We start from the raw sequence: 23,551 nt of genomic DNA, 5'->3' as shown, positions 1-23,551 counted from the left end.
AATTAATTTAGATGACATAAACAAAGTTCTGACTTTCGAATTCTTCAAGCTCGAACAACCTATCTAGCATCTCCTGATTAAGCCTGCTCCCTCTCTTGATTAACACTTTGCCATTTGGCAGGGAGACATCACGTTTAATTTCAATTCCAGGCTTTAGATCGCCTATACTGACGCAGTATTCCAGTGCACTTGTATTATTCCTGCGCTTATCTTCTAGCATATGAAAGTAAGCATTCAGAATGAGTGGATCATAATGACTCTTGGATTTCTCTTTCATTAAGCTCTCAGCCATCGCAGGTAAACGCAATTTCTTTCTATCAACATGTGTCACTGTCAGGTAATCATAATCTTTAACAACTCTCAGAATTCTGGATATCACAGGGATTTGTTCTCCAATTAACCCCTCAGGAAAACCTGTGCCATCAAAGTTTTCATCCTGATACTGAATGCCTGGTAGAAGAAATTCAAATGAAGAGTTTTGCGCAAGTAACTCAGCGGCCTTATTCCCAAAATGGCAGCAACCAAGATGGTAAGCTTGGTATGCAGATGATGGCGGCTTACTCTTCTCATCAGAGATTAAACCCATTGGGTGGAGCAATGCGGCTGTATACACCTCATCATTTGATTCATCTGTCGATGAAATATAGCCAGCCAGCTCCTTCGCATGATTGGCCATTCGGAGCAGATCTGGTTTTTGAATGTGACTGTTATCAGAAATTATGTTGATCATCATGCTGAGTGTATCTTGCATGAATCCGTTGTATCTTTGATTTGCCGCTTTGCACTTTAGGTCAAGTAAGTCAATGTACTTAATTTTCTCATCCAATTGGCTGGCTAGGCTTTCCTTTTCCTGAGACAACCTAGCGTTGATGGCTTCCTGACGTTTGGCGTACTTTTCCGTCCCTCCCGTCTTCTCAAACTGGGATTTGAATCGAAATAACGTTTTGGTTAGCTCTTCATTTCCCCAAGGTTTAGGAAGTACGTAACTGATGTCTCCTTCATTGATCACTTCAATCAGATCGTTTTGCTCAGCAATACCTGAAAGCGCCACACGAATCGCGCTTGGCTGTACGTATTTTGCTTCATAGAAAAATTTTGCCCCACTCATAGAAGGCATACTCAAATCTGCCAGAACAATGGCAACCTCGTGATCGTTAAGATATGTCAGGGCAGAAACGGGATCATTAAATGTCACTACACTGAAGTCTTTGCGTAGTAACCGAGACAACGCGCGAGTGATTTGCACTTCATCGTCAACGATAGCAAGTTTTACTTGAGTGTTTGCATCCATAAGTGCGCCCTCCCTATGTTAGTGATTGTTTGCTATTGGTAGGTGGATGGTAAATTTGGTGCCTTTACCGACTTTACTCACCACGTCAATCTTCCCTCCGTGGTTGTTCACCACCCCATGACAGATGGATAAACCTAATCCCGCATTACTTGAGTCCATTCGTGTACTAAAAAACGGGTCAAAAATCTGAGGTAAGTTCTGCTCCGAAATACCAATACCGCTGTCAACAATATGAATAACCACCTCTTGTTCAGCGTTGCTTGTCATCACTTTGATGACACCAAGATCGCGACCAATCGCTTGTAGCGAGTTCTGAAGCAAGTTGACAAAAAGCTGCTCGATCTGCTGAGCACTGCATGACACTAAAGACTCTTCCGCATCGTATGACTCGATGATCCTGCAATTGGATTCGATTTGATCGGATAGAGTCTCAATCGACGAAGAGAGAATGACGTTGATGTCTTTTAGATCAAATTGTTCGTCGCTGTACTCCGAAAAGGTTTTGATATTGGACAGTATGCTATCAATTTTCAAAGCCCCTTCCGACGTTGCCTTGATAAGCTCATCGCTATCTTCAAAGACAAAGTCGAGATCTTCTTCTTCGCAGATTCGGTCGATTCGACTCAGCACTTCTTTCGCCACAACTGGATGCGCGGAAGCAACAGCGGCAAAGGTTTTGTATTCGGTGACCAAACGTTTGAAAAAGCGATTGTAATCTTTGAGCGTATTAATGTTGCTTAATACATAGCTGATCGGTTCATTGATCTCTCTCATCAGCCCTGAACTCACTTGACCCAGGTTCGACAGTTTTGCATCTCTCTGTAGTCTGGATTCCATGTTTTTAATACGCTGATTTGATTCGACAAGAGAGTGATGTTTCTTAGTCACTTTCACCAACGCTTCTTCAAAGCGAGACAACACCCGATTGTATTGGCGGGCAATCATGCCAATCTCAGACGTTGGGTCATAATTGACGCGCTGAGTGAAATCTCCACTCTCTTCCTGAAGCTGCATCACTGCGACCAAATCATAGAGGTCACTACCAGCTTCATGTGAGGAGATATTCAGTCCAATGACTTCTTCTTCCTGCTGCACTCGCAAAGGAATGACTTTGTTAATCAGGAAAAACGCCAGATAGCTGAGCGGGAAAACAAACGCACTTATCACACTGACACCAAACACCTGAATCCATAACTGGCTGATTCGATCTTCCGCCAGTAATACCCCTGAGAAAGCCTCCGAGTTGGCAAACAACGCCACCGCGAGGGTCCCCCAAATGCCATTCGCCAGATGAACCGGTATCGCACCAACGGCGTCGTCAATCTTATTGCGAATCAGCAGATGGTTGGTAAAGGTATAAATCAGCGCAGCCACCATGCCAATAGCAATTGCACTGGGCGCATTGACCAAATTGCAGTTGGCAGTGATGGCGACCAATCCAGACAAAATACCATTGCAGAAATGCGGCACATGCACACGCTTAATCAAGTAAAGTGAGACCAACGCTGACGTTAACCCCCCCATCGCCCCAGCCAGTATGGTATTGAGGATGATATTGAATGTATTCGAACTGAATACGAACGAGCTACCGGCGTTGAACCCCAACCATCCGATCCAGAGAAATACGACACCAGCGACCGTCTGTACCAAACTGCTGTGATTAAAAACGTGATCCTTTTCAAAGCGGTTCAGTCTGGGGCCGATAACCAGCACCGCTGCTAATGCCGCCCAACCACCCACCGCATGCACAGCGGTTGACCCTGCAAAGTCGACAAAACCAAATTGCGCTAACCATCCTTCACTGCTCCATACCCAGTGACCCACGACGGGGTATATCAGGGTCGCCACCAGCATAGAAATCGCAATGTAACCTTTTAAACTGCCGCGCTCGGCAATCGCACCTGAAATGATGGTTACGGACGTGGCGCAAAACACCATTTGATAAAAGAAAAACGCACCGTCCTCTATCTCGTTGAACTGGGGGATCATAAAGTGACTGGTGCCAATAAAGCCCTGTAAGGAGTCACCAAACATCACGCCATAACCCACTATCCAATAGAGGGCAAAGACCACCGCGAGATCAATCAGGTTTTTCGCCGCCACATTGACCGTATTTTTTCGTCGTACGGTCCCTGCTTCCAAGAGCAAGAAGCCGACCTGCATCAGCAGGACCAACAACGTACACAAAAATACGAACAATGAATTCATAATATTTATATGTTTTCAGTACTTGCATTAAGCAACTGAATTTACATCCATGCAATTGCATATAAGTATTAATATAGATCCAAATTCAACATATTGGTTTATGGCCCGCTCGCCTTCGCACGAGTTGAAAAGCGCGCATGGTGACTTAAGTGTTCGTTACCTATACTCAACATGGGCCCCAGGCACATGGAGGTTTGTATGAGTATTGCAACACGATTGGACCAATATCTAAGCGAACACGATATCCCGTTCCAGACAGTCAGGCATAGCCACAGCCAAAGCTCACTCCAGAGCGGCGTTGCTGCTGGTATACCTTTGGTTTGTCTGGCAAAAGGCATCGTTCTGGAAGATCACGATGGTCATCACATGATGGCTGTTTTACCCGCCAACAATAAGATCAGCCTATCCCGGCTCAATGACGAGTTAAATGCCAATTTCCACCTTGTTAAAGAGCAACAGATTTATGAGATGTTCGACGATTGTGAGAATGGCGCCATACCACCAGTTGGTAGCGCCTACCACATGTCGACCACTTATGATGAAGTGTTGACTCGCCAGAACTACGTCTACTTTGAAGCTGGCGATCATGAAACCTTGATCAAGCTTGATCAGGAATCTTTTCGCCAGTTAATGGGCCAAAGTAAAATGATGAGATTCAGTAGCCAGATCTTCCATTAGTTTGCTTTAAACCGAAATCCGGTGACGATTCATCATCAAAAAAGTCCACCAACTGGTGGACTTTTTTATTCTGCTATTGCTTTTGATCCTGAGCGTTCTCAGGGCTAAAGCTAGCCACAATATCTACTTCGTCAAAGTTGCGGTAACCACGAACCATAATGTTGAACTCACCCGCTGGTTTGTTAAACACACATTGTTCGTTGCTGCCATTCTGGAACGGACGACAATCATATTCTGTTTTCGAAACCGGACCTTCGTAGGTCACGTAGAGATCCGCATCGCCACTGCGTGGGCCTGTGATGGATATCGTGACTTCGCCCGGCTCTGTAGTGCGGAAAACAAAGAACTGTTCGTCGAAATAACCAGAGGTCAGGTTCTCCACTGGTGTACCGTTTTCCAGCTCCTTCACTGGCGACTCAGCATCATCCAAACTGGTTTCCACCAAGTACGCGATGGCCAACTTAGCAAACTTAGTCGCGTGGCTTGCAGTTGGGTCAGAGTTCTCCAGCGTGTCGTGCTCAGTGTGGATATGCGGGTTGTAATCATTGAACATGGTTTCAAACGGCATTGCCGACGGGTAACCCGCGTTGTGCCATGAAGCATGGTCAGAACAGGCGTAGCCACAGCGGTCAAAATCATAAGTAATTTCACTCGCGTAGGTATCAATTAGCTCGCTGAGAAATTCCGTTAAATTCGCGTCTGTGTAATCGTTGATGAAGGTAATGTCATGAGCCGAACCGTTGTAGTTGGTCATATCCAGCTGCAAGGCAGAGACCACATCCGCCTGCTCGCCTTTCAGCGTTTGAGCAATGTCCTGAGAACCTCGTAAGCCCACTTCTTCTGCCGCATAGCCGTAGAACTTGATAGTACGATCTGGCTGGATACCGCTGGCAATCATCAAGCGCAGCGCTTCTGTCACCGTCGCAATACCCGAAGCGTCATCATCGGCTCCCGGTGATATTGTACCTTCAGTTGTCCATGACCCAACTGTTGAATCTAGGTGACCACCGACCACAACGATCTCGTCCGGATGCTTGGCACCAACTAAAGTTACTTCAACCGATTTCTGTGGGTAATCACTGTGTGAAATTTGCTGAGCTGAGGCATAAGGTACATCCTTAATCTCTTCTTGCCAGCGCTCTAACAACCAGTCCGAAGCAGCAATACCCGTAGAAGTGGTATAAAAACGGTTAGTAAAGCTGGTTAGGTTTTCAATGGTGGTAACCATGTTGTTTGGCTCAACCTGCGCAATCAACGACTCGACCGTGTCGTGGTAGCTGATCACTGGCTTCTCAAACGTACTCATCGACAGTGGCATACCCGCCGCTTTCATTGCGCTTGCCTTATCTGCATGCACCATGTAACCACCACAACGGTGTTTCGCTTCGTGCATATGACTGGAGAGCGCTGCCAACTGCTTCTCATTGATTTTGGCAACCACGGCATTTGGATTTGCTGCAAAGCCACTGAATACCGCTGCACCATGCTGCGTTATCAAATGCTGAGCGTCCGCATCCGTGGTAATCCATACTTCCCCATCTTTCAGTACGTTGGCATCTGATGCTGCAAAGGCAGAAGCGCTCCCAAATAGAGCTAAAGCTAATAATGTCTTTTTCATAGCAGAACTGAGTTCCTTGTAAATTCTGTAGACGTGATACAAAGCAGGGCTCCATTCGGAGCCCTGTCGTTTTTAGAATGGATTAGTTGGCTTTGATGAAGCGGTAGCGCTTCGTCTCAGAACAAACGTCACCTGAGGTACATACTTGGTACTCAACATCAATCGTGCCGTTGTGACGGAACTTATCGACGTAAGAAGTAAATTCAGTTGCACCCACCACTTTGCCGTTACGTTTCACAACAAAGTAGTCGTCTGTTAGGTATTCCCAAGCCAGCTTAACGCGTGCTTTACCGTTAGGCTGTTTGTTACCAAATTTCAGCTTAAGTGGGAACGCGTCTGTTGCCGCATCTTCAATTGTGATGGTCTTGTTGGTAGACGTCGCAGCACCTGCATTGTCCGTAACCGTTAGAGTCACAACGTAATCACCAGCTGTCGCGTAAGTGTGGCTAACCACTGCACCTGACTGAGAGTTACCGTCACCAAGGTCCCATTGGTAAGAAACAATGTCACCATCACTATCACTACTTGTGCTAGTCAGGTCTACTTTCTTGCCTGTGACAACGTGGTCGAATGACGCTACTGGTGGAACGTTGGTGCTACCTGAATAAAACGATGCTTTCAGGTTTGCATCAGCATATTCTGAGTAACCGAATACGTTGACGGTGTAACGACCAGCCGTTGGGTTTTCGATGACACAAACTTCATCAGTCACCGACTCACTCTTACAGATGTTTTCCTGCGAGCTTGGCGCATAGTCAAGGCCAACATAGATGTCTGGGTCACCAGTTGAAACACCAAGTTCTACTGTTAGCTTATCTTTACCTTCAGGCACTTCGATGTCGAAATAGGTCTTCGAACCTGTACCGCCAGCAACAGTAACGGCTTGGCCGTTTTCTAGACGCTGATACTCTGGTTCTGGCGGTAGCGGTGGCTCTGCACATGGCTCAACACCCACAACGCCAAACGCTGCTACGACATCTTCTGAGTTGTAACCTAGGTCATCTGCTGCGTTTTTCACACCACAAGCACCTTGCCAGAAGTCACTGTCTTCTGCCCAGTAGATCTGGTTAGCCAGAACAAACAGTTCAAACGCTTTCTTAGTATCCCAACCCTGAGTGGTAGCGATGTGGTAGAAGGCTTTATTGAATACACCAGAGCTGTAGTGGACATTCAACCCGTCGTAGTAATCAGAAGCGTGGTTGATAGAAGATCCGTCACGTGAAGGATCGTCCATGTAGCGTAGTGCTCCGTCTGCTTTGAAGATGTCACGACCGACCATCCAGTCGTTGGTCCCTTTCATATAGTATTCAGCGGCTTCACCAGCGATATCTGAGAAGGCTTCATTCATACCACCAGATTGATTCGCGTAGATAAGACCTGAGTTTTGCTCAGTGAAACCATGGCTGACTTCGTGCGCAGAAACATCCAGACTCACCAATGGGTAGAAGTAACTTTCACCGTCACCGAAGGTCATCGCCTGACCATCCCAGAAGGCGTTTTCGTAGCCGTTACCGTAGTGAACACGCATCATCAGCTTGAACGTCAGCGGCGCAGTATCAAACCAATCTTTGTACATGTCGAATACAACGTTACCGAAGTAATGCGCATCGTTCAGTGGTGAATAAGCACCGTTGATTTCTTTATGCTCGTTGCGCGGACATTCGTAGGAATAAGGCGTAGTACCTGATGTTGCACCGTTTAGATCCACAGTCACAACGTTATCGGATTCCATTACACACTCAGTGCCGTTTTCCGTCACATCAAGATAGTGGTAATCGGTACCGTATTCGTATTGGCCCGTTTTCTCGTTACCACCAGGGCCAGTACCGATTTGGGCATGGGCAATACCTTCCCAACGGTCGATGATTTCACCGCTGTGCGCATCCAGCATAGTAAACGGACGCGATGGGTGTGCTTTACCTTCAATCAGATAAGAGATTACGTAAATCAGACGAGTTTTATCACCGTCTTGATATACATAAAGGTCGTCTTTGGCGTTCGCTAAAGATGGGCTCGCGACAACACCAGCTTTAAGATCTTTGCTCGCTAACTCTAGTGCTTGTGCGCGGTTTAAAGAAGGTTTTACGAACTTACGATCAACGCCGGCCATCTTAACGTATTTGCCCTGAACAGCTTTTAGGGCGCCGCCTTTGGCACTTTGCGTTGCGTTTAGGTAGTGGCCCCAAACAGGCACTCCCCAGATGTTTTGCTGGACTTTAACTTTGTAGATGCCGCGCTTCTTCAGATTCACTTCTTTTACCATTTTGAAGCTGGAAGCATTGTCGACACCAAGCTGAGAATTCAGCCCAGAAAATGATGTAAAGTTGATTGGTTTGCTTAAATAAACTGACTCACCGGCGTGTGCAGATAGTGACATCGCACTCGCCACGGCTACTGCCAAAAAACGCTTGGCTATTTTCATTATGATTCTCCTTATCGTGGCATTTTATAAATGCCGCAGAGAAACATAGCATTAACAATTAGAATTAATACTCATTATTCTTAATAATTATTTAATAAACCAAACAAGTGCACAGTATGAATAGCATTTATTTTATCAATTATAAAATAAACTAATTAAATTCAACCGAAAATCAAATAGTGTTAAATATATAGATTACAACGTCATGGTAAGAATAATGGTTATTTGTATAATACAAATAACCATTATGGATAGAATTATCTAATTCCAATTCAATCAATAAAATCAGTTAATTATTGAATGCAGTAGGAAATTAAAATGACAAGCCATCATAAAAGGATATTTATTTAAATATTAAATTCATTAAAAAGTAAATGAGTAAAATAATATTTATAAGTACGTAATTAGAAGACTGCATTCAAAATACAAACCACACAATAATGATGATTATTGAATAAATCGAACTCGGCTGAATAATAATATTAGCGCGACCAAGAGCTGAAGTATAAAGCATGAAACGAACACCGCTTGCTCACCAAAACTAACAACCATATACCCTGACGCCGCTAAACCAAACGGCATGAGTAGTTTAAACAGCGACCCTGTAATGCCCGTCAGCCTGCCGAGGCATTGCTCATCGAACGCTTCCTGGCGGTAACTCCAGATACAGATCGAGCTGTATAAGCCAATTGCAGAGATCCACAAAAAGGCAAAGACCAGACTCCACACTCCGGGAAGCACCAGAGGAATAAGGAAACCAAACGCCTCCAACGCAATTGAGGCAATCAACAACTGGCCTAAACCAAACTTGGTACGTATTTTATCTGCGGTAAATGAACCCAATAAGCCACCCACACCCGAAGCAGCAATCAAGTAGCTCACTTCAACAGAATTCAGACTGAGAGTGGATTTCGCATAAAAGATCGACTGAATCCAGAATATTGCACCTGTGGTGTTAATCACCATCACGGCCAAGGTGATGTACCACATATTGGTTTCAGCACGCAGTATCGCCCACCCTTCCGCCAATGCTTTTAGTACGGGTGGGTGAGGTTTCGGCTCTGGCTTCACTAAAGCCAACTTTTCCAGTTGCCAATAAGCCAACACCAGCATCGCTGCCACTCCAAGAAATACATTATGAATCGCTGACAAGAGCATCAACGCGCCAGAAAGTACCGGGCCGACCGTTTCCATAAAACTACTCAGCGAACTCATACGCGCAATAGCGGTATTTTGCAGTTCATGAGGAATACCGTTTTTCATCATCGCCATACGTGCATTGTGATAGCCGTAATTACACGCCATCATGAAAAACGCCGACGGAAAAAGAACCCAGAGCGGATTATCCAACCATTCCACCGCAAAATAACAACTCAATACCATCAGCAACTGGCCTAACAACATCATTTGAGACCAGCGTTTTTTGTCGACTCTATCGATCCATACACCAATAAACAGCGCCAGCAATAAGTTAGGTAGGAATTCAACTGCTCGCATCCAGCCCATCATCTGAGACGACTGAGTTAATTCATACACCAACAAAGGCAATGCTAAATTATAAATCTGTGCACTAAACGCCACGAACAAAGCGCTAGAAAAGAGCACCACAAACGATCTATTTTTCCACACTGAATTTTGAGGGTGAGATAACGTCTCCATCGAATAATCCTTTCTTCCTGATAAGAATCCACTATTATCCGAATCAAAAGATGAAGAAAAATAGAAATAAGAAAAAGGAATTTCACCTTTATGCGTTACTGGAAATCCCTCGCGTTCTGCCGTGATAATCTGCAGTTTGAGCAGTGGCGGCCAATGTCCTTGGACAATTTCAGCCAATCACTGGACTGCACAAGACGCAATGCCCAATTACTCATTAAACGATTGATTAAAGAACGCTTCCTTGAGTGGCAGCCGGGGGTAGGCCGAGGTAAATTACCCAATGCAAAGCTATTGAAGTGCCCAAACGAACGATTGGAGCAACAAGCTTTTCGTCTATTAGAAGAAGGAAAAGTCGCGCAGGCTCTATTGCTGGTCAAGGATTCACATCGTGATAATTTTTTGGAAAACTATCTCGCTCAGTTTCAGCCGAAAGATGGGTCAAAACATATACTAAAGATCCCTTTCTACCGCGGCACCCATTGCCTAGATCCCGTTCTGATCACGCGGCGAACAGAAATCCACCTTGCACGCTATCTGTATGCCAATCTGCTTATCATCAATACCGATAATCTCGATATACAAGCCGATCTGGCACACTCATGGAAACTGAGCGACCACACACTTGAAATAACATTACGCAAAGGGCTTAAATTTCAGGACGGCAGTCCTTTGCTGGCTCAGGATATCAAAGCTCACTTTGAGCGATTGATGAGCTCAGACGCTGGTTGCAAAGTTCTGTTCGAATTTATCGATGACGTCGTCGTAATCGATGACCTATCTATTCACTTTGTCAGCCATTCAATGCCGAGTCTACTGCCTAAACTGCTGGCACACTCTGCTATGGGCATCACCAAAGCAATCAAAGGTAAAATCGTCGGAACTGGCCCATTCTGCTTAGAAGAGCAAACTGAGTGGCGAACACTGATGACCGTTAATCCACACTATCACGGGTTCAGACCTTGGATAGACGGCATTGAGATCTGGAACATTGGTGATAAAGCTAAAAACTTTGACCTAAACAGTCATGTCGTACATGGCAGCCACATACGTGAAGGACACGCATCTGGCTTCCGTGCGCAAAATCAATGGGAGGAAGGTTGTGTCTACGCAACATTCAACGTGAATCGTAATGGATGGATGGCCAAACGAGCTCACCGGGCTGCGCTGCAAGAGGTTTTATCTCATATGGGCGCGCCGCAATCACAACAGTGCGAAGTGCTCGCTGGAGCGAGCGGCATGGTGTCTTCTCCCGAGTCACTCAGATCATCAACGTTAGATTTAATTGCAGAACATATACGTTCGCTCCCTAAGCCGGAAGCGCCTCTCTCTGTCGTCACCTACCAACTTGCAATCCATATAGAAACCGCTCGGCTAGTGGTCGAAACGCTAGAAAAGTTAGGCATAGATGCCAAACTGACCGTTCATGAATACCCCGTGTTTGACCAACTCAGCACCTTATCCCAAGCGGATGTCATCATTTGTGGAGAAGTGTTCGGTGAAGATACTGAAATGTCCTGGTTGGGATGGCTATTTAACACCAGCGCTCTTACCGCCTGCCTGACCGATAAAGAGCAACATTGGATCAAACAGAAATGTACTGAAACAATGGCCCAACCCAAGCTAGCCACGAGACTCAAACAGTTTGAAACGATTGAGAAAAGCTTAATCAGAAAAGGCATTTATCAACCACTCTTTCATGTAAAGCAGGATCTCAATATCTCAGACACCGTGACAGCGCCTGCACTGCTTGCTAACGGCTGGATAGATTTCAATCAGGTGGTGATGAAATAGGTGGATCGACTAACGTCACTTTACCCTGTTTGTCGATTCGATAGCGCAGTAAGTCTTGTGCAAGGAATAAGTTGCCAGAGTATACCTGCTCAGCCTCTGAGCGAATAATCTCGACTGACAGCTCTGCTTCAGGGTGTAGCTGATAACGTGGGCTGAAATGGGTGAGAATCAAGTTAGGGATACCAGCGACTTCGGCAAACTCCGCAACCAACTTTCCGTAGCTATGGCCAAACTCTTTCGCCTGTTTGGCGAAAGCTTCGGCATAAGTCGACTCATGTACCAGCAAATGGCACTCTTCACATAAGTGCTTGAGCAACTCAGGATCGGCATTGTCACCGGCGATAACAAGCTTTCTTGGCCCGTGTTCTAAGTAGGTGAACTTTTCGCTGATCAGCGTTTTGCCTTCATGTTCGACATTTTGCCCTTTGACTAATTGCCCCCATAGCGGACCTCTAGGAACACCTTGCTGTGCCAGCTTGTCAAAATCTAGATAGGCTTTAATCGTACTTTCGGTAAAACAATAGGCGAAGGAAGGCACGCGATGCTCTAATTCACACAATGAAATGGTGAATTGGCCGATCGTCATTGAGGGTAAAGATTCAGCAGAGATAAACTGAAGCTCGTAAGGCAGGTGAAGTTTAGTAAATTGCATTGTCGCTTCAAGCCACTCTCGAATTCCTTTCGGTGCAATAATGATTAATGGGTCTGAACGACGATTCATACCAGCGCTGGCAAGTAATCCCGGTAAACCATAGCAATGATCACCATGTAAGTGAGTAATGAAAATCGCCTTAAGGTAATTGAGAGACAAAGGCGTATGCAGCAATTGGTGTTGGGTAGCTTCACCACAATCAACCAGAAACCAGCCTTTGCCCTTGCTTTCCATCACGGCCGTTGCAGAGACATTTCTGGCTTTGGTCGGTGTGCCTGATGACGTCCCTAATACACAGATTTCCATAACTTACCTTATTGTTGCTCCAGCCAGTCAGATAACGCTTTGACCGATTCATTCGGCTCTTGATTAGCCGAAAGCAAAAAGTAACTATTGCCAGATCGGATACGTTTATCAAACGGGCAGAGCAAGCGATTTGACTTTATATCCTGCTCCGCTAAGGTCACGTCCCCCACGGTCATCCCAAACCCCTGCTGAGCCGCGTTCATCGCCTGATCTAACGTAGCAAACGTCTGATTCCCTTTTCCTTTAAGTGTAGATTCGTCACAACTGTTGCACCAAAGCATCCAGTCAGACTGCTCTGGGTTTGCATGTAACCAAGTAAAGCGATTAACCAAATTGTCGTGTAGAGATTCATCTGGCTCAACGAACTGTGACCACAACTGAGGAGAACAAACGGGCGCGAGAATTTCATCAAACAACAAGGTTTGGGAAACCTGCTTACTTCGCACTGGCTTACCATAAACGATCACCATATCAAAACTATCAAAGTCCGGATGAAACTGGTGCTTAGTGGTTGAAGTCAGTTCGACATTCACTTCAGGATTGGCTTGCTGAAAATTAGCTAAGCGCGCCAGTAACCAGGTGGTAATACAGCTTGGTGCCAGAAGTTTCACACGGTTGGCACTTTCAGACACTTCTCTGACTGAGCGTTGTAAGCGCTTGATGATGTCCTGCGCGAGTGGAATGAACATACTCCCTTCAGGCGTCAAGGCGAGCCCTCGGGCACGGCGATAAAACAGGCTCACCCCCATCAAAGATTCGAGAGACTGAATCTGCCGGCTGACCGCGCCTTGCGTCATGTTGAGCGACTCTGCGGCGTGGGTCAGGTTAAGGTATTCGGCGGTTGCCAAGAATGCCTGTAAGTTTTTCGTCGAAGGTAAGCGCATCATTACCACCATACTAACTATGCATTTTTTGCATAGCTAGTATGCCTTTATTTCGATTCTACTCAAATAGGTTTTTGACTACATTTTTATCAAATAAGAAATTCTAGTTATTAATTTGATTTCTATTCGATTAATTATGCAGTAAAGGAATATTGAAATGGCATCACTGGCAGACAAGATTGCACCAGATAACATAAAAAAATTAATACCTTATCAATCCGCACGGCGAATTGGAGGTTCTGGTCGACTGTGGCTCAACGCCAACGAGTTAGAGCAACCACTGCATTTCAGTGACCAACAAAATGCTTACCATCGTTACCCTGACTTTTTGCCTCAGGACATCGCTTGCGCTTATCAGGATTACTGCCACACCCAAAAGCCCGTTCTCGCAGTGAGAGGCGCTGATGAAGCCATTGACCTTCTCGTGCGCACTTTCTGCCAGCCGGGTAAAAGCCGTATCGCTATCTGTAGCCCTACGTATGCGATGTATGAATTTTGTGCTGATTCACTTGCCGTTGAAACCATTGACGTCCCTTTGCTTGCGCCGGATTTTGCTCTGGATGTGGACGGTGTTGTGAAAGCGGCAGAGTCGGCAAACTTGGTGTTTCTTTGTTCACCCAATAACCCGACAGGCCAGATGCTGAGTCGACAAGATGTACTGTCTGTTCTCGACCAAACGCAAGACCAGGCGTTGATTGTCGTGGACGAGGCATACATTGAGTTTGAACTTGAAGAAAGCGTTGTCAGCTTAATCGAGCAATACCCTAATCTGGTTGTTATTCGTACTCTCTCTAAAGCCTTTGGCCTTGCGGCAGTGCGCTGTGGCTTCATCATCGCTGATACATCCGTGATGAACTACCTATATAAAATGGTTCCCCCTTACCCAATGCCAGACAGTTCAGCCGAGATCGTGTTAAACGCACTGAGTCCAGAAGGGTTGGCCAAAGTGACACAAAGTACCCAACAGTTGATCGCAACTAAAAATTGGTTTGTTGACCAGATCCAGTCATTAAGCTGGATTGAGAAGGTCTACCCTTCTTCCACCAACTTCGTGCTGATTCGCACTCGACCTGATGTCGATCTGTTCAACTACTTGCTTAAAGCTGGAATTGTCACCCGCAATCAATCACATGAACCGAGCCTGAAACACTGCGTGAGAATCACGATTGGCTCACAAGAATCTATGCAGGAAGTCGCTACCATCATTAGCCACTTCGCTGACCCAGTATCAACGAAAAACGAAGATAAGGATTTCGAACATGAAAAAAGTGCTTAGTGTCATTGCTTGTACTGCTGCCCTTCTGTCTGCACCCACTTTTGCAAAGCAAGTACGTCTGGCATCCGACTTCACTTACCCGCCGTTTAACTACAAAGATCAAAGCGGCAACCCGACAGGGTTCGACATCGAAATTGCCGACGCACTGTGTGCTGAAGCCGAACTGGAATGTACTTGGGTCGCTCAAAACTGGGACTCACTCATTCCGAGCCTACTGGCACGAAAATCGGATGTCATCATGGCTTCGATGCGAATAACAGAAGAGCGCAAAAAGCGTGTGTTGTTTACCAACAAGTATTACCAGACTCCGGCTCGTTTTGTCACAGCGACGGACGCTAAGGTCGACATTTCAGCGCAAGGGATGAAAGACAAAGTCATCGGTGTTCAAGGTGGCACAATTCACGATCGCTACGTGACGGACAAGTTCGGTGACGTCGCAGAGATCAAACGTTATACCGGTCAGGATGAAGTCTACATTGATATGGTAAATGGTCGCTTGGATCTGACTTTTGGTAATTCCGATCAGCTAGCGTTAGCGTTTCTGGCCAAAGACATTGGTCAAGGGTTCAAGTTTGTCGGCAAGCCTGTTACCGACAAAGCCTACATAGGCGAAGGAACAGCGCTGGCATTACGCCAGAACGACAAAGCATTGGCTGAGAAATTCAATAAAGCCATTGTCGCCATTCGCGCCAACGGTACGTATGACAAGATTGCGAAAAAGTACTTCTCTTTTGACATCTACGGCGAAGAGCTGTAAATCCATTCGGGCCTGTATTCAGGCCCTTTTTTTATCGCTTAGCCGCCTGTTTTCGATAACGAAGCATCACGGCGCTATCCGGTTGGTAGGCGTCAATCAAAGCCGCCAGTTTCCCTTGTTTTTTCAACGCCTCAAAACTTTGAGTCAATGCACTCACCACCTCCGGTGACGTTTGTTTACCCGTAACTAACCACAGCGCTTTGCACAATTGCTTTACTTTCATGACTTCGACAAAATTATCGGGGTCAAAGCCGTATTGCTCCATCCGATATGGGTAGCTAACCCTCACCAAAGGCGCGTAGTCGACCCGATTCGCACGCAGCAAACGAATCGCATCCTTACCGTAGTTAACTGGGATAATCCGCTCAAAACCCAGAGACTGGATCAACTCTTCAAACGAACCCTCGGTTTGTGCGCCAAAACGATAGCCTTTGAGCGCCTGCAGCTCATCCGTTTCGAATTTAGGTCCATTAATATGTCGGTAGATCCCGACTTCGTAGGGTGAGACTTCGCCAATCCAATGAAATTTGTCCTCTCTGACTGGCGTACGCGACACCGAGAAGAACAAGGCGTTCTCGCGATTTTGTGTAATCCGCATTGCCCGTTTCCACGGCGTGAAGTGCACCTGATGAATTTCCATCGGCAGGGATTGAGCAGCGTCTTGTACCACAGCTTCGACAAATTTGACCACATAACCTTCTGCCACACCATCCACTTCCACCTGAAGCGGCGGAAATTCCTGAGTGTAGAGTTCCAGTTCCACGGCGTGGGGATGCGCGTAGCTGGCAGTGGATACGATCAAACTTGACGCGCAGAGGACGGTTTTTATCTTTGTTATCCAGCGCAGCATTGAATGTTTATTCTATTTTTTTAGCAGCAAATTTAGCGCACTACTATAAATGACAATTATGTCGGGTCAATGTCATACAGGTCCAATTTGTCGGGTGACGCTGTCTCTTTTATTGGAGGAGATAGAAGAATTTCTGACTAGCCTTTCCGAACTAGGCTGAAGCTGCTTAATAATTGACGGACAAAAGAAAAGCCCCTATTGGGGCTTTCATTATTTAGAATATCTTGCCATTGCTGCTTGCTCTTTAGGCACCACGGTTTTACCAATCGGAGCCAGCGAGATGTACGCCAGTTTGAGGTGCTGAATAGCAAATGGAATACCTATGATGGTCACAAAACACGCCACCGCTGACAAGATGTGGCCTATCGCTAACCAGATACCTGCAAACACAAACCAAATGACGTTGCCGACCAGACCAAGCGGGCTGGTTCCAATATCCATTTCATTGGTCAGCTCATCTCTGGCAATCGCTTCCTGACCAAATGGGAAGAAGGAAAAATTACCCATTACAAAACAGGCGCGTCCCCATGGAATACCAACGATACTGATGAAAGCCAGCAGGCCGAAGAACCACCACATCAGGCCCATGACTACGCCGCCCAGCAAAAACCAAATTATATTACCTATCGTTCTCATAACCTGTTGTTTCTCCTTTTAGAAAACCTTAACCGAACACACTCTCATAGTGTTCTACGGTCGGGAATGGATCATAAAACTGATGTAAAAGTGCTTTCCATTCCTGGTACTCAGCAGATTGTCTGAATCCGATTTCATGGTCTTCCAATGTTTGCCAGTTCACTAGCAAAATATAGCGCCCTGGATTTTCAATACAACGTTGCAACTGGTGTGAAACATAGCCTTTCATGCTTGAAATAATGGCCTGAGCTTTTGCAAAGTTTTGCTCAAAATCTTTCTCCATATCTGGTTTCACATCCAGAATTGCGACTTCTAGTATCATGGTTTTTCCTTAACCTAAGATGAACATCAATAAAAATGACTTATGCCAAACCCTGCCAGACTGCCGTCGCACCACTGACGGTACACAGCATCAATGCTCCAAGACGAATCTTCTCTTTGGGTAGAGATTGAGTCGTTGCTAAAGCGAGTTTATAACCCAGCCACGCAGCAGGAAGAAGCGGAATACTGATCCACAGATGGTGCGTCGTCAAAAAGCCCGCCGGCATTTGGATAATCAACGAAATGATTGAGCTGAATACAAAAAAGGCCGACAAATTGCCTCTCAACTGATTCGCTTCCTGATGTTGTAACAACAAAGCCATCGGCGGTCCACCAATACCTGAACTGGTGCCGAAGAAGCCAGAAAAGAAACCGGCAACGCCCATGCGAGTTGGTGTTGGTTCAATACGAAAAGGAAGTAGGCTTACTGCGACAGCAAACAGCACCAACAGACCAAGCCAGAGTGCCAACAAGTCGGTCGATACCATCACCAGCAGCACGCCACCCGCAACGGAGCCAGGGACACGGCCAATTAACGCCATTTTAAGCCCACCAATTTCTACACTGTCTCTATGCTTTAACGCATTAAGAATTGAGATATAGAGAGCAACCAAACAGATGGGCGCGGGGACATAATCTGGCGAGACAAGGAACAGTAGCGGTGCGGCAACAATAGCTAAACCAAAACCGATCGCTGTCTGAACGAAGGAGCCAAGAAAGATCAGAAAGGCAGCAATCAATGCCTCTGTTGTTATCCATTCAGAAAACATATCAAAAGAGAATATAAGAAATAATACGCTCTATCATATACTTATTAAGCAGACTATTTATTACATTTGATATGCCATTTTCTTCACATATCTTTGACAATAATAGCTTATCGAAATAAGGCGTCCGCCAATGACCGAGCCTGCAAGCTCAGTCATTATTGGTCATGTTCCCTAGATGAAGGCGTCAGGCAGTCGCTAGGCGTCGAACAGGCTTGTCGTTGATTGGCAGGTGAATAATCGCCGCAGCAAACGCGAGAACAACTGTTGACCACCAAATGGGCTCATAAGAACCGTAGTAATCGTAAATACGGCCACCAGCCCAAGCGCCTAAGAAGCTACCGACCTGATGAGTGAAAAAGACCAGCCCATAAAGCGTCGACAGATACTTAGCACCAAAGATCTGCCTCACTAAGCCAGACGTCAATGGCACGGTACCTAGCCAACAAAAACCAATGGCCGCACCAAATATCACTGCAGTATGCTCAGTAACTGGCAACGTCACAAATGCGCCAATCACCATGGTACGCATCAGATACAGCGCCGACATCACATGGCGTTTGCTGAATTTATCGCCCATCAATCCCCAAAAGTAAGAGCCGAAGATATTGAAAACCCCGACGTAGGCAAGTGCCATCGCAGCCGTTGAGGCTGGTAACTGTTTGTCTGCCAAATAGCTAGGTAGGTGCGTCGCAATGAACATCACATGGAAGCCGCAAACGAAGAAACCAAGATGGATCAGCCAATAGCCTCTATGAGAAAACGCCTCTCTTAACGCCTGCTTAAGCGTTAAATTATCTTCCTTTGTTTCACTGGCAGAGTTTCCTTGGCTGGCCGCAGTTTTCGGTGCTCGCATAAACAATGCAAACGCGATCATTGTTGAGCAAAGCATAGCAAAGCCCTGAAGAGCCCCTTGCCACCCCAGATCACTCAGCAGCATCTGCGCTCCGGGAATCATAGCAAACATACCAAAAGAACCTGCGGCAGTGGTCAAGCCAAACGCTTTTGCTGCGTGCTCAGCTGGGACAACTTTAGCAACCGCGCCAAGAACGATGACATAGCTGGTTGCGCTCAGGCCCAAACCAACGAGAACACCAAGTGTCCAATAAAGTGTTGAAGGTTCGACAGCGATAGAGGTCAAATACAGGCCGACGCCATACGCGATAGCTCCTGCAATGATGATGCGTTTAGCACCAAATCGGTCGGCAGCCATACCGACAAACGGCTGAAAGACACCAAACAGCAAATTTTGCAGCGCAATAGCAAAGCTGAAAAATTCGCGTCCTGTTTGAAAGTAATCGGAAACTGGCATCATGAAGATGCCAAATGATTGTCTGATACCCAGGCAGATAACCAAAATGGCGATACCTAACCAGACCATTGCTGGAAAACGGAAAATGCTCATGAACTTACCCTAATGATGGTGATGATGAGAATGGTCACCGGACATATCGTGACTTTGCTGGTGGCAACCGCTATTGATGGCCTGCTCGGCTAACAGTTCCATCAGACGCGGGGACTGATGGACGGCCAACAGAGTTAGGCAAAGCAATACCGTCATTCTCACAAGCTGAGCAAAAAGTGATTGAGAAAACATAATTCATAGTCTCAGCAAGAAAATAAAGAGCGCGAAGTGTATTGAGCCTCTCTTTATGACTCAAATGACATTTTTACAATGACTCTATGCATGTTAATCATAGAGCCATTGTAGATTCCTCAATCACCCGTTACGCCACTCTGTGGCGGCTTCAATCGCACTGGTCAATCCGTGCCACTCAAGCAAGCTTCTTTGGTAGTCCGCCGCTTTGCCTTGAAGAGAAAGGCCGTAACTCTCAAGCCGGTAAGCTAATATCGCATAGAAGGCGTCAACCATGGTCGGCTCATCGTACATAAACGGCAGCCGAGCCTTGGCAAAAATGGTGTTGATACGCGTTAGTTCAGACGACAGCTCTTGCATAGGAAGTGAGTCAACATCCGGTTTAGCCAGAGTAAACGAGCAATACGTTCTCAATACAACAAAACCTGAGTGCATTTCACAGCATAAACTCCGTGCTTCTGCTCGTTGAGACTCGCTTTGAGGTAACAATTTCCCTCCCGATAGCTCGTTTAAATACTCACTAATAGCAAGCGAATCATGGATTACACAGTTGTTATCCGTAGTGAGTGCTGGTACGAGCCCTGTCGGAGACATCAGTTTAAGCTGTTCTTTCGCCTCAGGTTTCGTTAGATCGATCACCTGAGTTTCCATCTCTATTCCTGCAATGTAAGCACATATCCAAGCGCGCAAAGACCACGTAGAATCTGTTCCAACAATTAAACGCATGTTTCAACCTCCTTTTTAACCAGATCAAACCCTTCATCAAGCCAACCAGTGACTCCACCAATCATTTTTTTCACAGGTCTACCAAGTTTTGCCAAACGAATGGCCGCCTTCTCGGTGCCATTACAGTGTGGCCCCGCACAATACACCACAAACTGTGTGTCTGGTGGAAAGGCGCTCAGGCTCTTTTCATTCAACCTCGGGTGAGGAATGTTAATCGCTCCCTTCACGTGTCCTTGCGCAAACAGCTCTTCTCCTCTGACATCAAGCAACACAAAATCCATACGATCATTGCTGATGGCATGATGAACATCCCAGCAGTCTGTTTCAAACTCCAATAGCCGACTGAAATGCGCCAACGCACGCTCACTACTGGCGGCTGGAACTCTAGTTACTGCAGTTGTCATAACGTCTCCTTGTTTGTCTTTTGAATCATTATTGCGTTGAAATGAGCGACTCAACACTGGCCTAAAAGTCAATATTCGATAATAATCAGCCAAAGACTATCGCTCACTAACGAGTTTCCAGATGATCAAAGTTGCCATTCTTGCCCACTCTCACATCACCTTGTTTGAAATGTCCTGCGCTGCAGAACTGTTTGCCTTGCCTCGACCAGAGTTCGATCCTTGGTATGACTGCGAGATAATTAATATGGAGAACAAAGATTTTGACAGCACAGGCGGTGTTACTCTCAGGACGAAATTCGTAGATAGTTTAAAGAGTTACCACACATTGATCATTCCCGGCTGGCCGACTGGAGACTACGCGATTCCTCCCCTGATTCAGCGCGAGATTCGTCAGTTTGTCGCTGATGGTAAACGCGTTTTGTCGCTCTGTTCAGGCTCTTTTTTACTTGGGAAACTCGGACTGCTTAAAGGACGTAAAGCCACCACACACTGGATGTATGAAAACGCATTTCGTGAGCAGTTCCCCGATGTCGAATACCAGAAAGATGTACTTTACGTATTAGATGGACAGATTGGTTGTTCAGCTGGAAGTGCATCTGCCCTCGACCTTGGTCTGGCGATTATCCGTCACGACTACGGCTATCAGATTGCCAATCAGGTCGCGAAAAGGCTGGTCATATCTTCCCACCGAACAGGCGGACAAGCGCAGTTTGTTGAAACACCCATGCTCAAAGTTCCGGGGACATTTTCACAAGCTATCGCCTGGGCGTCTGCGAATCTGGATAAAGCCATCACTGTCGAAGACTGGGCTCAACAAGCCAGCATGTCTCGACGTACTTTTGATCGTAAATTTCGCGCCAGTTTCAGCCTTTCCCCTAAAGAATGGCTAATCCAACAGCGCATCGAAAGGGCAAAAGGGTTGCTGGAAACCGAGTCCCTACCAATCGAACAATTGGCTAACCAAGCAGGGTTTGATAACGCCGTCACCATGCGCCATCATTTTCGCCGCTTGGTGGGCGTTTCGCCGCAGAAGTACAGAGCACAGTTTGGTCAAAACTGAGAGAGAAATTGACCTTAATCAAACGTATGGCGTTTCTATCCTTTGTGACGATGTGAAAACGACAACGCGCTGATAGCATGGCTGACGTCGTTCACTACCGAAGTCAGCTATGGATGCAAAAATGAATCAGGTGCTATTGGAAATAGCCCTCAACCTGAGTTCCAACCTCAACAGCGAAGCCCAGTATCAGCATTTGATTGATGGTATTGATCGGGTATTTCCTTGCGACGCCAGCGCGCTATTCATTTTGGATCAGGATGGATTTCTCACCCCCGTTGCGGTGAAAGGCTTGTCCACCAGCGTCCTTGGTCGGCGATTTTTCCCTCAAGCACACCCGAGGCTGGAAGCGATCATGGCGAGCAAGCAACCGGTTCGGTTTAGCGCCGATTGTGAGCTACCGGATCCCTTTAGTGGTGTACTACTCAGCGAAGAGGCTGAGCTAGATGTGCATGACTGTCTTGGTTGCAGCTTATACGTGGATGGGCAACTGGTCGGCATACTGACTCTGGATTCGCTCAACATCGGTGCGTTTGACGCCATAGAACCAATGACCATTGAAACGTTCGCAGCACTGGCGGCTGCCACGTTACGCAATATTGGTCAAATTAAAGCGCTCAAAGCACAAAATCGCAAACAGCGCTCTGTCACCCAAACCCTGATTCAGCAAGCCCGCTCAAAGCAGGGGGAGATGGTCGGCCTTAGCCCTCAAATTCAGCAGCTTAGAACTAATATCGCCACCGTCGCTCAATCAGATTATGCCGTACTAATCACAGGTGAAACGGGTGTAGGGAAAGAGTTGGTGGCTCACAGCGTCCACGCACAATCAAGCCGCCGAGACAAACCAATGATTTACGTCAACTGCGCGGCTTTACCTGAAGGCTTGGCAGAAAGTGAGTTGTTTGGCCATGTCAAAGGCGCCTTTACCGGAGCCAACAGCTCACGAGCAGGTAAATTCGAGCTGGCTGATGGCGGCACCATTTTTCTTGATGAATTGGGAGAGCTACCTTTAGTTCTGCAAGCGAAGCTGCTGCGTGTGATTCAGCAAGGTGAGCTGCAACGTGTGGGTAGTGACAAGCATTTACTGGTCAATGTCAGAATCATTGCGGCAACGAACCGTTCACTGGAAAATGAAGTCGAACAAGGACAGTTTCGCGCTGACCTGTTCCACCGTCTAAATGTGTTCCCAATTTCCGTTCCAGCGCTGCGTAAACGCGAAGGTGATATACCTGTTCTTGCGGGCTACCTTCTGGAAAAAGTTCGCAGCCAGTTCAACATTCCGAACCTGCATTTACACCCCAAAGCCTTGGTGCTTTTGGAAAAACAGAACTGGCCCGGTAATGTCAGAGAGCTGGAGCACACGCTAACCCGGGCGGCGTTAAGAGCCATTCAGGGTCAACAGCAGATCATTCACCTCAATCACTTTGACGGAGGCTTTGAGAATGCGGATGTAAAAAGCACATCACACTACCTGCCGCAAAGTAGCCAAGGAATGAGAGATCTCGTTGAGTCTTACCAGAAAGACCTGATTGTTCACGCTCTGGAAAAATCGAACCGGACATGGTCGAAAGCGGCGGAATTTCTACAAATGGATCGCGGCAATTTGTACCGAATGGGGAAAAAGCTGGGTGTTGAAGCCTAAGTTCAATAA

At 46.4% G+C, this 23,551-nt stretch carries 21 protein-coding genes; 6 read left to right on the top strand and 15 right to left on the bottom strand.

What is annotated here, in order from left to right:
* Positions 1–7: 7 nt before the first annotated feature.
* Positions 8–1,291 (bottom strand): HD domain-containing phosphohydrolase, encoded by a 1,284-nt coding sequence (locus F0265_RS03010; protein ID WP_171747698.1) that lies wholly within the window; start codon positions 1,289–1,291, stop codon positions 8–10.
* An 18-nt stretch (positions 1,292–1,309) separates the two neighbouring features.
* Positions 1,310–3,499, bottom strand: coding sequence for an ammonium transporter (gene amt, locus F0265_RS03005; RefSeq protein ID WP_171747697.1), 2,190 nt, complete (start codon positions 3,497–3,499; stop codon positions 1,310–1,312).
* Positions 3,500–3,697: 198 nt separating this feature from the next.
* On the opposite strand from amt, the gene F0265_RS03000 reads away from it, so the two are divergent.
* The gene (locus tag F0265_RS03000; protein WP_171747696.1) at positions 3,698–4,177 is read left to right on the top strand and encodes a YbaK/EbsC family protein; all 480 of its coding nucleotides are present in this window, start codon (positions 3,698–3,700) and stop codon (positions 4,175–4,177) included.
* 73 nt (positions 4,178–4,250) lie between these two features.
* Here the strand turns inward: F0265_RS03000 and F0265_RS02995 are convergent, their stop codons facing one another.
* From F0265_RS02995 to F0265_RS02985, 3 genes are all read right to left on the bottom strand, one after another.
* Positions 4,251–5,795, bottom strand: a complete 1,545-nt coding sequence (locus F0265_RS02995; protein WP_171747695.1) for a M28 family metallopeptidase — start codon at positions 5,793–5,795, stop codon at positions 4,251–4,253.
* Positions 5,796–5,877: 82 nt separating this feature from the next.
* Complete coding sequence (locus F0265_RS02990) at positions 5,878–8,217, bottom strand: M4 family metallopeptidase (protein WP_171747694.1); 2,340 nt, start codon at positions 8,215–8,217, stop codon at positions 5,878–5,880.
* A gap of 447 nt (positions 8,218–8,664) precedes the next feature.
* Positions 8,665–9,876 carry an MFS transporter gene (locus F0265_RS02985; RefSeq protein WP_171747693.1) on the bottom strand — a complete coding sequence of 404 codons (1,212 nt, stop codon included), beginning with the start codon at positions 9,874–9,876 and terminating at the stop codon, positions 8,665–8,667.
* Between the two features lie 90 nt (positions 9,877–9,966).
* On the opposite strand from F0265_RS02985, the gene F0265_RS02980 reads away from it, so the two are divergent.
* Positions 9,967–11,667: an ABC transporter substrate-binding protein gene (locus tag F0265_RS02980; RefSeq protein WP_171747692.1), complete on the top strand. Its 1,701-nt coding sequence runs from the start codon at positions 9,967–9,969 to the stop codon at positions 11,665–11,667.
* Here the strand turns inward: F0265_RS02980 and F0265_RS02975 are convergent.
* Together F0265_RS02975 and F0265_RS02970 are read right to left on the bottom strand one after the other, a co-directional pair.
* The gene (locus tag F0265_RS02975) at positions 11,645–12,625 is read right to left on the bottom strand and encodes a ribonuclease Z (protein WP_171747691.1); all 981 of its coding nucleotides are present in this window, start codon (positions 12,623–12,625) and stop codon (positions 11,645–11,647) included. The genes F0265_RS02980 and F0265_RS02975 overlap by 23 nt on opposite strands.
* A gap of 8 nt (positions 12,626–12,633) precedes the next feature.
* Positions 12,634–13,509 (bottom strand): LysR family transcriptional regulator, encoded by an 876-nt coding sequence (locus F0265_RS02970; RefSeq protein ID WP_043009919.1) that lies wholly within the window; start codon positions 13,507–13,509, stop codon positions 12,634–12,636.
* A 157-nt stretch (positions 13,510–13,666) separates the two neighbouring features.
* Between F0265_RS02970 and hisC the strand changes: the two genes are divergently transcribed.
* Together hisC and F0265_RS02960 are read left to right on the top strand one after the other, a co-directional pair.
* Positions 13,667–14,785, top strand: coding sequence for a histidinol-phosphate transaminase (hisC, locus tag F0265_RS02965; RefSeq protein WP_171747690.1), 1,119 nt, complete (start codon positions 13,667–13,669; stop codon positions 14,783–14,785).
* Positions 14,769–15,542, top strand: coding sequence for an ABC transporter substrate-binding protein (locus F0265_RS02960; protein WP_171747689.1), 774 nt, complete (start codon positions 14,769–14,771; stop codon positions 15,540–15,542). Before hisC ends, F0265_RS02960 begins: the two co-directional genes overlap by 17 nt.
* A gap of 31 nt (positions 15,543–15,573) precedes the next feature.
* Here F0265_RS02960 and F0265_RS02955 read toward each other — a convergent pair whose 3' ends face one another.
* From F0265_RS02955 to F0265_RS02920, 8 genes are all read right to left on the bottom strand, one after another.
* Complete coding sequence (locus F0265_RS02955) at positions 15,574–16,344, bottom strand: transporter substrate-binding domain-containing protein (protein WP_253809285.1); 771 nt, start codon at positions 16,342–16,344, stop codon at positions 15,574–15,576.
* Positions 16,345–16,602: 258 nt separating this feature from the next.
* Positions 16,603–17,028 (bottom strand): YccF domain-containing protein, encoded by a 426-nt coding sequence (locus tag F0265_RS02950; RefSeq protein ID WP_006961507.1) that lies wholly within the window; start codon positions 17,026–17,028, stop codon positions 16,603–16,605.
* A 28-nt stretch (positions 17,029–17,056) separates the two neighbouring features.
* Complete coding sequence (locus tag F0265_RS02945) at positions 17,057–17,350, bottom strand: antibiotic biosynthesis monooxygenase (protein WP_171747687.1); 294 nt, start codon at positions 17,348–17,350, stop codon at positions 17,057–17,059.
* 40 nt (positions 17,351–17,390) lie between these two features.
* The gene (locus tag F0265_RS02940) at positions 17,391–18,119 is read right to left on the bottom strand and encodes a sulfite exporter TauE/SafE family protein (protein WP_171747686.1); all 729 of its coding nucleotides are present in this window, start codon (positions 18,117–18,119) and stop codon (positions 17,391–17,393) included.
* A gap of 184 nt (positions 18,120–18,303) precedes the next feature.
* Complete coding sequence (locus tag F0265_RS02935; protein WP_171747685.1) at positions 18,304–19,521, bottom strand: MFS transporter; 1,218 nt, start codon at positions 19,519–19,521, stop codon at positions 18,304–18,306.
* Between the two features lie 9 nt (positions 19,522–19,530).
* Complete coding sequence (locus tag F0265_RS02930) at positions 19,531–19,713, bottom strand: hypothetical protein (protein ID WP_006961513.1); 183 nt, start codon at positions 19,711–19,713, stop codon at positions 19,531–19,533.
* Positions 19,714–19,836: 123 nt separating this feature from the next.
* Positions 19,837–20,439: a glutathione S-transferase N-terminal domain-containing protein gene (locus F0265_RS02925; protein WP_171747684.1), complete on the bottom strand. Its 603-nt coding sequence runs from the start codon at positions 20,437–20,439 to the stop codon at positions 19,837–19,839.
* Complete coding sequence (locus F0265_RS02920; RefSeq protein WP_171747683.1) at positions 20,430–20,843, bottom strand: rhodanese-like domain-containing protein; 414 nt, start codon at positions 20,841–20,843, stop codon at positions 20,430–20,432. The genes F0265_RS02925 and F0265_RS02920 overlap by 10 nt, the downstream gene beginning before the upstream one ends.
* 121 nt (positions 20,844–20,964) lie before the next feature.
* On the opposite strand from F0265_RS02920, the gene F0265_RS02915 reads away from it, so the two are divergent.
* Positions 20,965–21,903 carry a helix-turn-helix domain-containing protein gene (locus tag F0265_RS02915; RefSeq protein WP_095559792.1) on the top strand — a complete coding sequence of 313 codons (939 nt, stop codon included), beginning with the start codon at positions 20,965–20,967 and terminating at the stop codon, positions 21,901–21,903.
* A gap of 109 nt (positions 21,904–22,012) precedes the next feature.
* On the top strand, positions 22,013–23,542 hold the full coding sequence (gene norR / locus F0265_RS02910; protein WP_171747682.1) for a nitric oxide reductase transcriptional regulator NorR: 1,530 nt from the start codon (positions 22,013–22,015) through the stop codon (positions 23,540–23,542).
* Positions 23,543–23,551 lie beyond the last annotated feature (9 nt).

Source organism: Vibrio sp. RE88 (genome assembly GCF_013113835.1).
Classification (GTDB): domain Bacteria; phylum Pseudomonadota; class Gammaproteobacteria; order Enterobacterales; family Vibrionaceae; genus Vibrio.
Note: the sequence above shows the minus strand (reverse complement) of the source record. Positions and strands in the feature narration are given on the sequence as shown.